General features: G+C 62.5%; 11 protein-coding genes and 1 tRNA gene. 6 read left to right on the forward strand and 6 right to left on the reverse strand.

The annotated features are described in order from the left end of the window. Positions 1-143: 143 nt before the first annotated feature. Positions 144-827 (reverse strand): Crp/Fnr family transcriptional regulator, encoded by a 684-nt coding sequence (locus AB6802_RS20340; protein WP_371011975.1) that lies wholly within the window; start codon positions 825-827, stop codon positions 144-146. A gap of 596 nt (positions 828-1,423) precedes the next feature. On the opposite strand from AB6802_RS20340, the gene AB6802_RS20345 reads away from it, so the two are divergent. Then, a complete protein-coding gene (locus AB6802_RS20345; RefSeq protein WP_371011976.1) occupies positions 1,424-5,113 on the forward strand; it encodes a S8 family serine peptidase in 3,690 nt (1,229 codons plus the stop codon). After that, positions 5,106-6,617, forward strand: a complete 1,512-nt coding sequence (locus AB6802_RS20350) for a hypothetical protein (protein ID WP_371011977.1) — start codon at positions 5,106-5,108, stop codon at positions 6,615-6,617. The genes AB6802_RS20345 and AB6802_RS20350 overlap by 8 nt, the downstream gene beginning before the upstream one ends. A 221-nt stretch (positions 6,618-6,838) precedes the next feature. On the opposite strand, the gene AB6802_RS20355 is transcribed toward AB6802_RS20350, so the two are convergent. From AB6802_RS20355 to AB6802_RS20365, 3 genes are all read right to left on the reverse strand, one after another. Then, the gene (locus AB6802_RS20355) at positions 6,839-7,342 is read right to left on the reverse strand and encodes a VOC family protein (protein WP_371011978.1); all 504 of its coding nucleotides are present in this window, start codon (positions 7,340-7,342) and stop codon (positions 6,839-6,841) included. 228 nt (positions 7,343-7,570) lie between these two features. Further along, positions 7,571-7,645, reverse strand: a tRNA-Val gene (locus AB6802_RS20360). Between the two features lie 121 nt (positions 7,646-7,766). Continuing rightward, positions 7,767-8,447, reverse strand: coding sequence for a phosphoglycolate phosphatase (locus tag AB6802_RS20365; protein ID WP_371011979.1), 681 nt, complete (start codon positions 8,445-8,447; stop codon positions 7,767-7,769). A gap of 150 nt (positions 8,448-8,597) precedes the next feature. Between AB6802_RS20365 and rpiA the strand changes: the two genes are divergently transcribed. The 4 genes from rpiA to AB6802_RS20385 all read left to right on the forward strand — a co-directional run bounded on the left by rpiA (position 8,598) and on the right by AB6802_RS20385 (position 12,633). Beyond that, positions 8,598-9,329, forward strand: coding sequence for a ribose-5-phosphate isomerase RpiA (rpiA, locus tag AB6802_RS20370; RefSeq protein WP_371011980.1), 732 nt, complete (start codon positions 8,598-8,600; stop codon positions 9,327-9,329). Next, complete coding sequence (locus AB6802_RS20375; protein ID WP_371011981.1) at positions 9,283-9,945, forward strand: DUF2059 domain-containing protein; 663 nt, start codon at positions 9,283-9,285, stop codon at positions 9,943-9,945. The genes rpiA and AB6802_RS20375 overlap by 47 nt, the downstream gene beginning before the upstream one ends. Before the next feature lie 114 nt (positions 9,946-10,059). Then, positions 10,060-11,448: a glutathione-disulfide reductase gene (gene gor / locus AB6802_RS20380; protein WP_371011982.1), complete on the forward strand. Its 1,389-nt coding sequence runs from the start codon at positions 10,060-10,062 to the stop codon at positions 11,446-11,448. A 30-nt stretch (positions 11,449-11,478) separates the two neighbouring features. Further along, complete coding sequence (locus AB6802_RS20385; protein ID WP_371011983.1) at positions 11,479-12,633, forward strand: serine hydrolase domain-containing protein; 1,155 nt, start codon at positions 11,479-11,481, stop codon at positions 12,631-12,633. Positions 12,634-12,677: 44 nt separating this feature from the next. On the opposite strand, the gene mgtE is transcribed toward AB6802_RS20385, so the two are convergent. Both mgtE and AB6802_RS20395 read right to left on the reverse strand, forming a co-directional pair. Next, positions 12,678-14,042 carry a magnesium transporter gene (mgtE, locus tag AB6802_RS20390; protein WP_371011984.1) on the reverse strand — a complete coding sequence of 455 codons (1,365 nt, stop codon included), beginning with the start codon at positions 14,040-14,042 and terminating at the stop codon, positions 12,678-12,680. Between the two features lie 273 nt (positions 14,043-14,315). Beyond that, positions 14,316-16,208, reverse strand: a complete 1,893-nt coding sequence (locus AB6802_RS20395) for an ABC transporter ATP-binding protein/permease (protein ID WP_371011985.1) — start codon at positions 16,206-16,208, stop codon at positions 14,316-14,318. Positions 16,209-16,386: the final 178 nt, after the last annotated feature.

The following is a 16,386-nucleotide window of genomic DNA, read 5'->3' on the forward strand; positions in this document are numbered from 1 at the left end:
ATCATCAATGCCTCCAAAACGAGGCTTGAATCATTCAAAAGCTCTCAGGGGAATCCTGATTCTCAACAGGCCCTAGACAGAGCACTCAAAATACATTCCACGTGCAGGCTGTGGCGAAGTGGCCCGGCCTGCCGGCGAAATGCTCAGTCGTCGTCCTGTGATTCGGCGATCTGGTTCAACGAGGCGGCATTGGTGATGCGCAGCCCGCCGCGCTTGATGGCGATCATCTGCCGGCTGCGCCATTCGTTGAGCGTCTTGTTGACGGACTCGCGCGTCGCGCCGAGGAATTCGCCAAGCTCCGATTGCGAGATCGGAATCCAGCCGGCCGAATCGGCCATGACGCCGCTGAGGAACACCAGCCGTTTGGCCAGCCGGGCCTCGATACCGAAAAAGGCCTGGTCGCCCAGTTCGCCGCTGACCCAACGCAGCCTGGCGCACAGCAATTCGATCATCGCGCGCGCAAGCAAGGGGTTTTTCTCAATGCGGTCAAAGAGTTGGGTCCGGCTGAGCGAGACCAGCTCGCAAGCCGTCAGGCAGATCGCGGTTGCCGTTCGAGGACGCCCGTCCAGCGCCCCGATCTCGCCGATGAGGCTGCGCGACAGCTCGATATTGGCCACCAGCTTCTGCCCGCCGGGCGAGTAGATGGAGATCTCGACGGTGCCGTTCATCACGCCATAGATACGGTCGGACGTATCTTCCTGGACGAACAGATGCTGCCCGGCGGCGTAGCGCTCCAGCTTGCAGCCGCCGAACAGAAGGTCGAACTGGCGCGGGTCGATCCGCGCCAGGCGCGGCAGGTTCGCGTCGTCCGCGCCAATTGAAGACATGATACGATTCCGCCTCTCGTTGAGCGGAAATTGTAGGACAAGTGCATGTTCGATCAAAGCGTTGTCTCCTTTTGTGGTGGCTGACCCAAAGCGACCCGGCATATGGCGGAGATATCGGTGCCATGCCCGTCGCAGTGAAATCGGCTTAGCCGGCAAATTGTAAGGAGACCGGGCGCATTGGCGGTTGCGGGCCGATCCTAGAAACGCCGTCCGCGCGCTTGGGAGGGAGGTGCCCATGCGCGCAGACAGCAAATCTGAAAATGGCTAGGTGATCGAAATTCCTTCCAAACAACCGCTTCTATTTCAGTCCGGAAGCGGTCGTCGAACTGCAATCAGCTCGGGACCTCGTTGCCGCCGGTACCGACATCTGAGCGCGGAACCCGCCTGGCGTATGTGAAGGCACTCACAGATGTCCGGGACAAGCGGAGCGATTGTTATTTTAGAGATCGATGGTTTATGTCGCCGGGCAATCTTCGTGTCGGAAGAAAATCGGCATGGTTTGCTAGCTGGCAAAGAGATCATCTGAAGTATCGATTGGACGTCGGCTTGACTGGAGCTGGCGGTCGACACCATGGTCTCTGCGGGGAGGGATTGCCATGGCGGTTACGAAAGGACTCCTTGTCAAGGTCCGTGGCGACGGCGTGGGGCTCGCGGCGCAGGGCGGCCGCTTCGGCGGCATGGATGCCGAACCGATCCTCTCGCTGCCGCCCGGCCCGGCCGGCGCCGGTCCGGCGGCGGCCGCCGATCGCGGCGCCACCTGGCTGCGCCTGGCCGCCGCGGCTGCCGATACCGACAATCCCTGGGACCATGCCCATGAGTTGGTCGCGCAGAATCCGGCACTGGCGGCCGCCGGTGGCGAGGTGCTTGCCGTCGAACCCGACATTCTTCAGCCATGGCCGTACAAGAATAGTGGCGGCGATCGCGGCATGGCGGCGAGCGCCAGTCCCGTCTGCGCGTTTGACGATCAGGACCCGCAAGGCGGCAAGGCGGTGATCGCTGGGCGCGTCGCCTGGAATGCCGATGCCGACTTCAGCCAGTTCCTGGCGGCCCGCAATCAGGTGGGCGCCAAGCAGGCCAACATCACCATTGCCCATCTCGATACCGGCTTCGACCCCGAACACCACACCTTGCCAGCGGCGTTCCTGGCCGGACAGCAACGCAATTTTGTCGATGACGGCAGTGGTCCGAACAACGCGACCGACCACGCGCCGGCCGGCACGCTGACCAGCAATCGCGGCCATGGAACCGGCACGCTCAGCCTGCTTGCCGGCAACAAGCTCGATGGCACCTCGCCGCATTGGCCAGGCTTTACCGAATACGTCGGCGGCGCGCCGCTGGCGAAAATCCTGCCGGTGCGCATCGCCGACTGGGTGGTGCGGCTGACCACCAGCACCATGGTGCAAGGCATCGACTATGCGCGCCAGCAGGGCGCGCAGGTGCTGTCGATGAGCATGGGCGGCCTTGCCTCGCAAGCCCTCGTCGACGCCGTCAACCTTGCTTACGACCACGGCCTGGTCATGGTCACCGCGGCCGGCAACAATTTTACGTTGACGCCGCGCAGCATCGTCTATCCGGCGCGCTACAACCGGGTGCTGGCGGCCTGCGGCGTGATGGGCGACGGCCGCGCCTACTCGGGACTGGCCCTCAACACGATGCAAGGCAATTACGGGCCGGCCTCGAAGATGGCGACCGCGCTCGGCGCCTATACGCCAAATGTGCCCTGGGCCGAGATCGAGTGCGCCAAGGTGGTCGACATGGACGGCAGCGGCACCTCGGCGGCGACCCCGCAGATCGCTGCCGCGGCGGCACTGTGGCTGGCCGAGCACTGGGATGTCGTGAAGGCCTATCCCCAGCCGTGGATGCGCATCGAGGCGGTGCGCAAGGCGCTGTTTGCCAAGGCGCTCAAATCGACGGCAAAAATGAATGCGGCGGAGACGAAGGAGAAGATCGGGCAGGGCGTGTTGCGGGCACTCGACGCGCTGAGCTTCGCGCCACCGCCGGCGGCGGGTCTCACCAAGCTTGCGCCCGCCACTTACACATGGAGCTGGCTGGACCTTTTGACGGGGGGAAACTCCCTTGCGCCGCCACTGCCAGCAACGCTTAGGCAACGCAAAATGTTTGCGCTTGAGTTGACGCAGATGGCGCAGGGCACGCTCGCCATGGAACAGATGATCGCGGATCCGGATGATGATCCGGACAAGGTCTCGACAGCGGCACGCAATCGCTATCTGGAAGCTGCGCTCGATCAGGGCAATCCGTCAAAGCCTCTCAAGGCATTTCTGGAAGATTGGCTCGGGCGGCCCAGCACCACCGCGTCGGTCACAACGCCCAGTCCGGTCGCAGACCCCAAGCCGGTCGTCAAACGCAAACCAAGGCAGCCGCCTCCGCCGCAGAGGCGATTGCGGATCTTTGCGCTGGATCCATCGGTCGCCAAGCGGCTGGATTCGGTTTCCGTCTACCAGGCGACGCTTTCGGTACCTTGGGACGACCATCCGTCGACCGAGGCAGCGTTGCGGCCGGGGCCGATCGGCGAATATCTCGAAGTGATCGATATCGATCCGGCGTCGAACCGCGTCTACGATCCAGTCAACCTCAACGACAAGCAATTGCTGGCCCAGGATGGTCTGGCGCCCTCCGAAGGCAATCCGAAATTCCATCAACAGATGGTCTATGCCGTAGCCATGACGACGATCGGCCATTTTGAGCGGGCGCTTGGCCGGCGCGCCCTTTGGGCACCCTATTATACCGATGATCTCGACAGCCATGGACATAAGAGGACGGCGGTTCATTATGTGCCGCGCCTGCGCATCTATCCGCACGCTTTGCGTGCTGAAAATGCCTATTACAGCCCGGAAAAGAAGGCGCTGCTGTTCGGCTACTTCCCGGCAACGGGCGGGGTGGGAGACGTCACCACGCCTGGCACGACGGTCTTTTCCTGCCTGTCCAACGACATCGTCGCGCATGAGATGTCGCATGCGTTGCTCGACGGGCTGCATCGCCATTTCCAGGAGGCGTCCAACCCCGACGTGCCGGCCTTTCATGAGGCTTTTGCCGACATTGTCGCGCTTTTCCAGCATTTCACCCTCAAGGAATTGGTCAGCTTCACCATCGCCAAGGCCAAGGGAACCCTTTCGGCGGCGTCGCTGCTATCGGGCATCGCCAAGCAGTTCGGCGAGGGCAGCGGCATGGCGGGGCCATTGCGCGAGTATAGCGGTGCGAACCTGCCCGGCGATCTCGACTACGATAAGACCTTTGAAGCGCATGACCGTGGCTCGATCCTGGTGTTTGCCGTCTACAAGGCATTCGAGGCCATCGTCACTCGACGCACCGAGGATCTCATTCAATTGGCCACCGGCGGAACCGGCGTTCTACCCGCGGGCGTGCTGCACCCCGGCCTCGTTGACCGCCTCACTGATGAAACGACAAAGATCGCCAAACAGATGCTCACCATGTGCATCCGCGCGCTCGACTATTGCCCGGCCGTGGACATCACCTTCGGCGAGTACCTACGCGCTCTGATCACCGCCGATCGCGACGCTTATCCCGAGGATGCGCTGCATTATCGACTGGCATTCATTGAAGCGTTCCGCACGTTGAAGCTGCTGCCGCGCGATGTGCGCACCATCTCGGAGGAGACGCTGGCGTGGGGCGGCCCGACCGATGGCAACTCTTCGCCCGACTGGCTGAAGAAATGCCTGCACGGGATCGACCTCAGTTGGGACCAGGAACAGAAGCGATCGAAGATATTCGGGCTGAGCCAGGAAAACTGCCACAAACTACACGCTGCGATGAATGACGCCTTCAAGGCGGACACGGATCGCTTCAAGCAATTTGGCCTGCTTCCGGACCTGCCTCGTTTCAACGAGGACGGCACGCTCATGCACGAGGCCAAGACGGGTGAGACGACATTCGACGTCTATAGCGTTCGTCCGACCCGACGTGTCGCGCCTGACGGTTCTTTCCGGATCGAACTGATCGTCGTGCTGCAACAACGGTTTCCGGTCAATGTCGACGGCAAGCCGATGCTCAAGGGCGTGGAGAAGGATAGCGACTTCTTGTTCTGGTTCCGCGGCGGCGCGACGATCATCATCGATCCGCGTAAAGGGCATGAGGAAATCCGCTACGCGGTAATCAAGAACACGGGAAGCGCAGATAGGCAGAACCGCCAGACCGTGACCGTGACGGCGAATTACCTGTCGCCGCTCAGGGCGCTCTATTTCGGTGGCGAGGTGTCTGAACCCTTCGCGATGCTGCACGCCAGCGACGGAGACGATGACCATGTCTAGAAAACCGACGACCCGCTCCAAGCCCAAGGCAACGTCCGCTCCTGCAACGGAGCAGGAACCGGTTCTGACGGTGCGCCATTACTGCCAGGGTATAGGCGACTGCCACCTGCTGACCTTCAAAACTCCGGAGGGCAAGCCTTTCCGAATCCTTATCGACTGCGGCATTCATGTCTCGATCAAGGATGGCCAAGCGCTCGTCGGTGACATTGTCACCGACCTCAAGGACAACACGGAGGGAGGACATATCGACATTCTGGTCGTCACGCATGAACATTGGGACCATGTCTCTGGGTTCCTGACGGCGAACGACGTGTTCAGTACTTTCACGGTGGGTGAGGTCTGGATGGCGTGGACGGAAAATCCCGCCGATGCAGAGGCCGTGGAATTGGACAAGTTCAAGGGCCAGGCGCTGGCGGCGCTGCAAGGCGCCGGCCAACGGCTTGAAGGAATGCAAGACCTCAACCCTTATATGGGACGGGTGCGCGACGGATTGCAGGCAGTGCTCGGATTCCAATTCGGCGCCACCGGCCAGCGAGTGCGCTTGGCCCGCGACGCGGCGGCAAAGCTCTGCAAAAAGGCGCCGCGCTACTTCGAGCCCGGCGGGCCACCGACAACGATCCCACAACTGCCGGGCCTTAACATCTATGTGCTCGGTCCGCCGCGCGACAAAGCGGCATTGCGGCTGGAAGACCAGGCCGGCGCAATGTTCCCGTTGGCCCGCGGCGGTCCGTTAGCGCAAGCGCTGACCTGCGGCCTCAAGATGAATGGGGAAAACGACGCCAGCCTTATCGACGAACTCAGTCCTTTCGAGCACAACGTCGGAAGTTCGCTTTCCGCGGTGCTGAGCGGAGACGCGGATGATAGTAAGGTCATCGACTATGTCCGCGAGCACTATTCGGAGCCGATCGAGCACGCCGCGCCGCAAGAAAATCCGGATCAATCCTGGCGCCGCATCGACGCCGACTGGATGGGCATAGCGGCAGACCTTGCCCTGCAGATTGATCGGGGTGTCAACAACACCAGTCTCGTCCTTGCCTTCGAATTCAACGACAGGGTGTTCTTGTTTCCAGGCGATGCCCAGATCGGCAACTGGTTGAGCTGGAGTGATCTCGAATGGACAGTCGGCCAGAAGACAGTAACGACCAATGACCTTTTGGCGCGCACCGTGTATCTGAAGGTCGCCCATCATTGCAGCCAGAATGCCACGCCCCAGAAACAAGGCCTCGATCTGATGACGAGCCCATATCTTTCGGCATTCATTCCGACCAACCGGGACGATGCCAAAAACGTCCACTGGACCAAGATGCCCTATGAGGGCATCCTGACCGCGCTTGCGGCGAAGACGAAAGGCCGTGTTATTCGCGCCGATGACGAGTGGTTGAAGGGCAGCGAGGTCAAACCCGGTTTCGAATGGCCCTCCGGCTCGATTCTGGCGGTACGCAGCAAACCGCGCGATCAGGCTCGTGTCCCCGGAGGATTGTGGGTAGAGTTGGATCTGGCTTAGCCGCAAAACTGTGTCGCGATCTGTCGAGTGTCAGCGGCTGACCGATTGCGAAAGATCGAAAATCGCCTTAAGGAACGATCGGCTGAATGAGGGCGGCCGCTCAACGTATGCTATGTCCACAAGGTCGCCCCATGCCCGATCAATTTTCGCGCGTCATTGCCTTTCTCGCCGTGGTCACCGCCCTGCTGTTTGCCGGGCTGCATTTCCACCAAGGCCACATCCTAGCCACGCTGTACTTCATGACCGGCGCCGTTCTGGTGACGGCGGTGACGCGGATGAATGTGAGACGAGGGCTGATCTGAGCCGTCAGTCCGCCTTGTCGCCCGAAAGCATCGCGGAGGCGTCCATCCAATTGCGCCAACGGCATGACCATCGGGGTCGGCAAGGTCGCGGGCGTACATGAATTCATGATCTTCGACTGGATTGATGTCGGCTGCGCCGCCGTTCGAGGCGGCCGCGGCGGCCATCGCGTCGACGGCGTCGCGGCTGTCCAGGGACAGCGCCAGCATCACTTCGCTGGACGTTGCCGGCGGGATGGGGCGCGTCGTCATGCTTTGCCATTTGGCGTGGCTGAGCAGCATGAAGTTGATGTGGTCGCTCCACACCATCCAGGCGGCTGCCTCGTCGGGAAAATTCGGATTTTTCGTGAAACCGAGGGACTCGTAGAAAGCCACCGATGCCTTCACGTCGGTGACTGGCAGGCTCACGAGAATCTTCTTGCTCATCGATCATTCCTTTTCGTTGCCAAGACGGCAGTCCAGGCGTCTGCTTGAAGACGGTTGACCGCAGGCAGAACCGACACGGCATCTCAAATTTTTTGGGTCGCCAGCGCATCGGCACAGATGCCGAGGCTCGACAGCATGCCTGCTATCGAGCAGCCTTGGTGAACGCGCCTGTGAGTTTTTGGAGGAATATGGTTGTGCTAAATCATCCAACTCAATCAGTAAGTTGGATGGTGGGCGATGCAGGGATTGAACCTGCGACCCCACCCGTGTGAAGGGTGTGCTCTCCCGCTGAGCTAATCGCCCGCCTTGGGCCCGAAGGCCGAAGCGAGCCGCGATATAAGGGAGGCGGGTGCGCGAAGTCAAGGCGATGCGCGGACGAAGCTGAGACGTAATTTCCTGACGCGGAAAGCCGAAGGGCAGGGGCTCAGCGCGCCGCCGCGATCAGCTTTTCCGCCAGTTCCGGCGTCAGCGTGTCGAAATGCGAGATGACCAGCGTCGGCTCGAATTCGCGCACGTGGCGGTCGGTGTAGCCGAAATCGACCGCGACCACTGGAATGCCGGCGGCCTTGGCGGTGTCGATGTCGGTCTGCGAATCGCCGACCATCACGGCGCTGTCCGGGTCGCCGCCGGCCAGCTTGATCGTCTCGGTGAGGTGGCGCGGGTCGGGTTTGCGGAAGGCGAACGTGTCCTGGCCGCAGATCGCGGCGAAATACTTGTCCAGGCCGAGCGCACCGATCAGCGCCACGGAATTGGCTTCATATTTGTTGGTGCAGACGGCCATCAGGTAGCCGGCGGCCTGAAAGCGGTCGAGCGCGGCGATCACGCCAGGGTACGGGCGCGACCTGCCGGGGATGTTCAGCGTGTAGTGATCGAGGAATAGTTTTAAGAGCCGGTCGTGCTCATGCGCCACCAACGCCTTGTTCTGCGCGGCATGCGCGCGCTCGATCATGACGCGGCCTCCCTGGCCGACGAAGCGCTTGAAGCCGGTTTCGTCGACAGCCGCGAGGTCGCTGGCCGCAAGGCTGTGATTGAGACTGTCGAGCAGGTCGGGCGCGGTGTCGACCAGCGTCCCGTCAAGGTCGAACACGATGATCGGGCGGGCCATGGTCAATCCTTACGCCATTGAAGTGCTGGAGCCGATACAGGCTGCGCCGCCTTCTAGCAAGAAGCCTCGATCGGTCCACAGCTGAACCTTTGACGGGGCGGGCAAAAATGCTAGGAGGCGCGCGAAACCGGCGAAAAGTCGAGGCTTGGTATGGATGCAAGGCAGTTGAAGGTCGAGGCGGCGCGGGCGGCCCTTGCCCATGTCGTCAGCGGCATGCGGCTCGGCATCGGCACCGGCACCACGGCCGAAGAATTCGTGCGGCTGCTGGCCGAGAAAGTCGCGACCGGCCTCACCATCGTCGGCGTGCCGACCTCCGAGCGCACAGCAGCACTTTGCCGCGAACTGGGCGTGCCGCTGTCGACGCTGGACGAGACGCCCGAGCTCGATCTGACCATAGACGGCGCCGACGAGGTCGATCCGGACCTGACGCTGATCAAGGGCGGCGGCGGCGCGCTGCTGCGCGAAAAGATCGTCGCCGCGACCTCGCAGCGCATGATCGTCATAGCCGACAAATCCAAGATGGTCGAAACGCTCGGCCGCTTCCCGCTGCCGATCGAAGTCAACAAATTCGGCCTGCGCGCCACCGAGATCGCCATTGGCGCCGCTGCTGCAAGCCTCGGCCTTTCCGGCCCGGTTACATTGAGGATGACGGGAAGCCAGCCATTTGTTACAGACGGCGGCCACTTTATCCTCGATGCATCTTTTGGCCGCATTCCGGATACAAGAGCGCTTTCGCATGCTCTCTTCGCCATTCCAGGCGTTGTCGAGCACGGTCTATTCATCGGGCTGGCGTCAACGGCCATCATCGCCGGCGGCGACGGTATAGAAACCGTCCATGCCGCCCGAAAACCAGGGAGTTCTACCGACCATGATGTTGCATAAACGAGTTCGTCGCCTTTCAATGCTTCTGGCGGCCTCGGCCGTCCTTGCGCTGTCCGCGCCGGTGTTCGCGCAGGATGTCAGCGACTCGCATTTGAAGGCCGCGCGCGCGGCTGTCGCCGCGATCCATGCCACGGACTCGTTCGACAACATCCTGCCGCAGGCCGCCGCCGCACTTGAGTCTCAGCTCATCCAGAAGAACCCCGACATGCAGGAGCTGATCGGCAAGACCATCAGCGAGAAGGCGCTCGGCCTGGCCACGCGGCGCGCCGACCTCGAAAAGGAGGCCGCGCTCGCCTACGCCAAAGTGTTCTCCGAGAAGGAGCTCAACGACATAGCGGCATTCTACAGTTCCGATTCCGGCAAGAAGCTGCTGGACAGCGGCCCGACAGTGACGCGTGACCTCGTGAAGGCTGCCGACATCTGGCAGAACGGCGTTGCTCGCGATCTCGCCCAGCAGGTCGGCGAGACGATTGCCGCCGCTGCCAAGGCCGCGGCGCCGGCCGCGCCTGCGCCTGCGCCCGCGCCGGATGCGACAGCCCCTGCCGACGACTCGGCTCCCGCCGACAATTCGGCTCCGGCCGATGGCTCGGCTCCGGCGGACAATTCAGCGAACTGATTGAGCTCAGTCGGCCAAGGCCGCTGGACCAGAAAGCCCGGCTTTGCCCGGGCTTTTCTTTTGCCATCCGGCAGCCTACCTCTGCCTCGACCCTTTTTAGCTCAGGAGCTTCGTATGGCCGTTTATGACTATGATCTTTTCGTCATCGGCGGCGGCTCCGGCGGGGTGCGGGCAGCCAGGGTGGCCGCAGCATTGGGCAAGCGCGTCGCCATCGCCGAGGAGTACCGCTTCGGCGGCACCTGCGTTATCCGCGGCTGCGTGCCGAAGAAGCTCTATGTCTATGCTTCGCAATTTCCCGAGCATTTCGCCGACGCCGCCGGCTATGGCTGGACGGTGCCGGAGGCGAGCTTCGACTGGCCGACGCTTGTCGCCAACAAGGACAAGGAGATCGCCCGGCTCGAGGCCATCTACAAGCGCAATGTCGAGGGCGCCGGCGGCGAGACGTTTCATTCGCGCGCTGTGCTTGTCGATCCGCACAGCATCTATCTGGTCGCCGAGGACCGTACCGTCAGCGCCGACCAGATCCTGATCGCCACCGGCGGCCGTCCGGCGGCGCATCCGGCGCTGCCCGGCCACGAATATTGCATCTTCTCCAACGAAGCTTTCGACCTCAAGCAACTGCCGAAGGCGATCATGATCGAGGGCGGCGGCTACATCGCTGTCGAATTCGCCAACATCTTCCATGGTCTGGGCGTCGACACCACGCTGGTCTATCGCGGCAAGGAGATCCTCTCGCGCTTCGACATGGACTTGCGCCATACGCTGCATGAGACCATGGAGAAGAAGGGCATCAAGATTCTTTGCCACGCCGTGTCTGAGTCGGTGCGCAAGCGGCCGGACGGCAGGCTCGACGCGCTGGTCACCGGCGGCAAGGTGCTGACGGTAGACCAGGTCATGCTGGCCATCGGCCGCATCCCCAACACCGAGAATATGGGCCTGGAAGGCGTCGGCGTCGAACTCGGCAAGACCGGCGCGATTACCGTCGACGATTATTCGCGCACCAACATCGACAACATTTGGGCGATCGGCGACGTCACCAACCGCGTGCAACTGACGCCGGTCGCGATCCATGAGGCGATGTGCTTCATCGAAACCGCCTTCAAGAACAACCCGACCGCGCCTGACCACGACACCATCCCGACGGCTGTGTTCTCGCAACCGGAGATCGGCACCGTCGGCCTGTCGGAGGACGAGGCGGTCAAGCGCTTTGCGGATATCGAGATCTATCGCGCGTCCTTCCGCCCGATGCGGCACACGCTGTCCGGCCGTGACGAGAAGATGGTGATGAAACTGGTGGTCGACGGCGCCACAAGAAAAGTCATCGGCGCGCATGTCCTCGGGCCGGATGCCGGTGAGATGGCGCAACTGCTCGGCATTCCGCTGAAGGCGGGGCTGACCAAGGACGATTTCGACCGCACCATGGCCGTGCACCCGACCGCGGCGGAAGAACTCGTCACCATGTACAAGCCGACATATCGCGTGAAAGATGGTCGGCGCGTCTGACTTTTGCTCGACTTGTCAATGGAGTGGTTCATGTCCGTCCCCGGCCCCGCACCGCTCGATCATGAGTTTGGCGGACGCGTCAATCAGGTCGTAGACAAGGCCGTCGAGGAGGGACGCATTGTCGGCGCCGTGATCCTCGTTGCCCGGCGCGGCGAAATCCTCTACGACCGCGCCGCCGGCCTGGCCGACCGCGAAGCGAGGAAAGCGATGACGCCGGACGCGATCTTCCGGCTTGCGTCCGTTACCAAGCCGGTCGTCGCGACCGCCGCTCTTGCCCTTGTCGAAACCGGCGTGATTGGCCTCGATGATCCCCTTGCGAAGTTTATTCCGGAATTCCGGCCGAAGCTGGCGGATGGCAGCGAGCCCGCCATCACCATCCGCCAGTTGCTGACGCACTCTGCTGGCCTTGACTACCGTTTCCGCCAGGCGGCGGACGGGCCCTATCATCGCGCCGATGTCTCCGACGGTCTCGACGAGCCGGGCCTTTCCATGGCCGAGAATCTCCGCCGCATCGCCTCGGTGCCGCTGTCCTGCTTGCCGGGAACGGGTTGGGGCTACTCGGTGGCCATGGATGTGCTCGGTGAGGCCATGGCTACCGGCACGTCCCTGCCGGAACTGGTCGATCGCCTGGTCGTCCAGCCGCTCGGCATGCATGACGCCGCCTTTGCCGTGCGCGACCGGTCCCGGCTGGGGACGCCCTACGCCGATGGACCCGGCAAGGCCGTTCCGATGGGAGAACATCACCGCGTGCCTTTCGGCGATGGTTTCATCTCATATTCGCCTGGCCGTGTCTTCGATCCGACGTCCTTCGCCTCGGGCGGTACCGGCATGAACGGCACCGCCAGCGATGTCCTCAAACTGCTCGAAGCGCTGCGTTCGGACGGCGCGCCGGTCATCCGCCCCGAAACGGCAGCGGCGATGACCAAGGACGCCATACCAGACCTTGAAACCACCATGCCCGGCTGGGGCTGGGGGCTCGGCTTTGGCGTTCTGCGCGACCCGCTCGCCGCATCGACGCCCCAAACCGCCGGCACCTGGCGTTGGGGTGGCGTCTACGGCCATTCCTGGTTCGTGGATCCGGCGTTGGGCCTGACGGTGGTGGCGCTGACCAACACGGCCATCGCCGGCATGACGGGCGCTTTCCCCGATGCGCTGCGCGATGCCGTCTACGGCCGGCAGGCCTGAGGGAACGGAAGCCGCCGCCGGCCATTGCCAGCGGCGGAGGATTGCTACAGCAGCGTGCCGCGCAAGATGACCAGCGCCACCGAGAAGTAGATCACCAGCCCGGTGACATCGACCAGCGTGGCGACGAACGGCGCCGAGGCGCTGGCGGGGTCGAAGCCGATGCGCTTCAGCGCGAAGGGCAGCATCGATCCCGACAGGGACCCGAAGGTGACGATGCCGACCAGTGCGGCGCCCACCGTCGTGGCAATCAGCGGCCAATGCGGGCCATAGTCGTAGAAGCCCATATATTGCCAGAGCGCGATGCGGCAGATACCGACCACGCCAAGCATGGCGCCGAGCACGAGGCCGGTGGGCAGTTCACGCAACGCCACCCGCCACCAGTCCCGAAGACCGATCTCGCGCAGCGCCAGCGCCCGGATGACCAGCGAGGTCGCCTGCGAGCCGGAATTGCCGCCGGAGCTCATGATCAGCGGAATGAACAGCGTCAGCACGATCGCTTTTTCCAGCTCACCCTCGTAGCTCTGCATGGCATTGGCCGTCAGCATCTCACTGATGAACAACGCGCAGAGCCAGCCGCCACGCTTGCGGATCATGGCGAGGAAGCTCATCTTCATATACGGCTCGTCGAGCGCCTCCATGCCGCCGAAACGATGCACATCCTCGGTCGTCTCCTCGATCATCGTGTCGATGATGTCGTCGATGGTGACGATGCCGAGGATCTTGCCATGGTCGACGACCGGCAAGGCGAGCAGGTCGTATTTGGAGATGGTCTGCGCCAGGGCCTCGCGGTCGGTCAGCGGCGTCACCGTCACCGGCATGCGGTCGGGCGCCACCGTCAGGATCGAATCCTCCGCATTGCCGGTGATCAGCCGGCGCAGCCCTGTTGAGCGCAGCAAAAGCTGCGTCTCCGGATCGACGATGTAGATGGCATAGATCGTCTCGCGGGTACGCTCGACCTTGCGGATGTAGTCGAGCGTGCGGCCGACGGTCCAATCCGCCGGCACGCTGACGAACTCCGTCGTCATGATCGAGGCGGCGCTGCCTTCCGGATATCCCAGGATGGAAAGCAGCGTGGCGCGCAGGGGTGCTGCAAGTGCGCCGAGCAGTTCCGAGCGGGCCGGTTCCTCCAACTCGCGCAGGATGTCGGCCGCGCGGTCGACCGACATGGCGGTCAAAAGCTTGCTCGCCTTGGCGCGCGGCAGGTCATCGACCAGTTCCGGCGCGTCTTCGAGCTCCGGTTGGTCGAAGATCTCGACCAGCCGTTCGAACGGCACGACGCAAAGCAGCTCGATGGCTGTCTCGCGCGATTCATGGTTGAGCGCCTCGACCACGTCGGCAACGTGGTCGTTGGCAAGGACACGGGCGACGGCTACGGCTTCGTCGTCCAATACGGGTGCGAATTCGTTCATGGCTCACTCCTTGCCGTCCGGCAGGACGTGAGCCATCAGGTCACGTCAGGCAGACGGCGATTGCGTTCGACTGTGACTGTCGCCAGGCATGGCGCGTTGACCTTTCTGCTCGCGGGTTGGAATTCTGCGAGCGGCCGCAACATAGGAGTGCTTTTTGCCGAGTCAATCGCAAAGAGCGCGGAAATCGGTTGAGGGCAGGCCGGCTCGCGAGACTGTGATCGGCAGCATCGGTCGCCGACCCCTGGTCGCTGCCAAATGCTTGGTATGGCTAGCTTATTTCTGCTTCATTCGGCGGAAGCGCAGCCACTTGTCCTCGGTCGGCCTTGGTTGCTGGGCGAGGATCGTCGTGAGTTCGCGCGGCAGGGTGGGAGCGAGCGGCTTCTTGGTCGCGACACCGTCGCTGATCGAAACCACGCTGTGGTAGAATTCTTCGCCTGAAAGCGAGCGCGGGGCCACAGCCTCGTGCATGACGCTGATCACGGTGACAGCGGGGCAATTGTCCTTGATGGCCTGGTGGAAGGCCACCTTGCCTTCGGGATCGAGGGCGCCGGTCGCCTCGTCGAGGAAGAGCAGGCCCGGCTGCTGCAGGATGATGCGGGCAACCACCAGCTTCTGCTTCTGGCCGCCCGAAAGAATCTGATCCCAGAGCTTGCCCTCGCGGCTTTCGTCCGAAAGATGCTCGATGAAGTCGCCAAGGCCGGCCTTGTGCAGCGCCGCCGCCACCTGAGTGTCGCTATGATCGTTCTCCGAGCCCGGCAGGCAAACCAGTTGCTTCAGCGAAACCTGCTGCAGCTTGACCTCCTGCGCGGCGTAGAAGCTCGTCACGCCTTCCGGGAACACGATGGTGCCGCGGCCATAGGGCCACAGTCCGTTGATCGCCTTGATCAATGAGGTCTTGCCGCAACCGGACTCGCCCTTGAGGAAGGTCCATTCGCCACGGCGGAAGCGCAGATTGGCGGCGCTGAGGAAGGGGGTTGCGTCCTCGCCCTGATGCGCCAGCTCCAGCTTCTGGATGGTCAGGCCGAACACCGGGTTCTGGCTGCCATAAGCGAAGTCGGAGCGGCCGGTCTGCCGATAGAATTCCTGCGGCTGCTGGACGTTCTCGATCGCGTTGGCGAGCTCGGTTACGCGCTGGCTGTTGGCCCTGAGCGCCGCAATGGCCGGCATCACATGGATGAACCACGAGCACTGGCTGATCAGCTGGGCGACCATTTCGGAGCCGGTGATATAGCCTTTGTAATCCAAGCGGTTGTGGATGAACGAAACCAGACCGGGACCATAGGCGACAATACGCGCGCCAATGAAATTGTAGATCAGTTCGAAGGACGTATAGCTGTTGTTGACGACATTGAGCTGACCCCAGGTTTTGTCGATATCGACATAGAGCCTGTCGTGCATCGATTTCTGCACATGCTCGCCATGCGAGGCGGCGACATGGAAGCTGCGGCGCAGGAACGTCGTCAACTCGCTGCGGTAGCTTCCCTCGGCCTTCTGCATGCGGATATTGAGACGCTCCAGCAACCTGCCGAGCTTGACGGCGATCCAGGTGTTCAGCGGCACATAGGTCGCGACCGCCAGGAAAGCCAGCACGGCGCTGCCGTAGCTGCCGAGAAACTCCAGGCCTTTGACCTCGACCGAGGATCCGATCAGATTTTCGCCGATGAAATAAAGCGAGGTCGCAACACCCAGAACGCCCATGGCGAGACCGATCGCGCCGCCGGTCATGTCCTTGATCGATTCCTGGATGCGCTGGTCGATGTTGTCGGGCGCGACGATGCCGCCGGAGGCGGAGCCGTGCTGGGCATGGAAATGGGTATGGTTGCCGTCGAGCAAGGCCTGGTTGAACTGGCTGTTCAGCCAGCCACGCCATTTTCGATGCAAGGTTGCAGAGACAAGGCCGCGCACGCCGGTGAAGCCGGCATCCTTGAGCACCACCAGCAGCACGAGGATGCCGGCATTGGTCAGAATCGTCTGCAGCGGGTGGGTGTTGGCCGCATCGTGGAGGAAGGCGATCGAATTGCCCAACTCGCCCAATGCCACGGCAAACCACACACCAGCCTTGCTGGACAGCGCCGTCAACAAAGCGATGACGAAGGTGAGCGTCCAGGCCTCTTTCCACCGGTCAGAGAACCAGTAGGCGCGCATCAGCCCCCAGAAGGTACGCATCGTAGATACCGGCGTGAGGGGCGAGGGCTTTTCAGCCTCGCTAGGTAGTTCTGCCGGTACTGTACGTCGCGGTCTGCCGACCCGAATCACGATCCCGCCCAAACCTTTTTTAGTTTTGTTACACAGAGTAACACCAATTGATCATTTTCTATTAATTTTCACCCCCTGGATGTGAATC

This window comes from Mesorhizobium sp. RCC_202 (assembly GCF_041355295.1).
In the GTDB taxonomy this organism is placed as follows: Bacteria; Pseudomonadota; Alphaproteobacteria; order Rhizobiales; family Rhizobiaceae; genus Mesorhizobium.

What these genes read in the sequence shown, in the direction of transcription:
- AB6802_RS20340 (WP_371011975.1), bottom strand. Translation starts at nt 827, where the DNA reads ATGTCTTCAATTGGCGCGGACGACGCGAACCTGCCGCGCCTGGCGCGG.
- AB6802_RS20345 (WP_371011976.1), top strand. Translation starts at nt 1,424, where the DNA reads ATGGCGGTTACGAAAGGACTCCTTGTCAAGGTCCGTGGCGACGGCGTG.
- AB6802_RS20350 (WP_371011977.1), top strand. Translation starts at nt 5,106, where the DNA reads ATGTCTAGAAAACCGACGACCCGCTCCAAGCCCAAGGCAACGTCCGCT.
- AB6802_RS20355 (WP_371011978.1), bottom strand. Translation starts at nt 7,342, where the DNA reads ATGAGCAAGAAGATTCTCGTGAGCCTGCCAGTCACCGACGTGAAGGCA.
- AB6802_RS20365 (WP_371011979.1), bottom strand. Translation starts at nt 8,447, where the DNA reads ATGGCCCGCCCGATCATCGTGTTCGACCTTGACGGGACGCTGGTCGAC.
- rpiA (WP_371011980.1), top strand. Translation starts at nt 8,598, where the DNA reads ATGGATGCAAGGCAGTTGAAGGTCGAGGCGGCGCGGGCGGCCCTTGCC.
- AB6802_RS20375 (WP_371011981.1), top strand. Translation starts at nt 9,283, where the DNA reads ATGCCGCCCGAAAACCAGGGAGTTCTACCGACCATGATGTTGCATAAA.
- gor (WP_371011982.1), top strand. Translation starts at nt 10,060, where the DNA reads ATGGCCGTTTATGACTATGATCTTTTCGTCATCGGCGGCGGCTCCGGC.
- AB6802_RS20385 (WP_371011983.1), top strand. Translation starts at nt 11,479, where the DNA reads ATGTCCGTCCCCGGCCCCGCACCGCTCGATCATGAGTTTGGCGGACGC.
- mgtE (WP_371011984.1), bottom strand. Translation starts at nt 14,042, where the DNA reads ATGAACGAATTCGCACCCGTATTGGACGACGAAGCCGTAGCCGTCGCC.
- AB6802_RS20395 (WP_371011985.1), bottom strand. Translation starts at nt 16,208, where the DNA reads ATGCGTACCTTCTGGGGGCTGATGCGCGCCTACTGGTTCTCTGACCGG.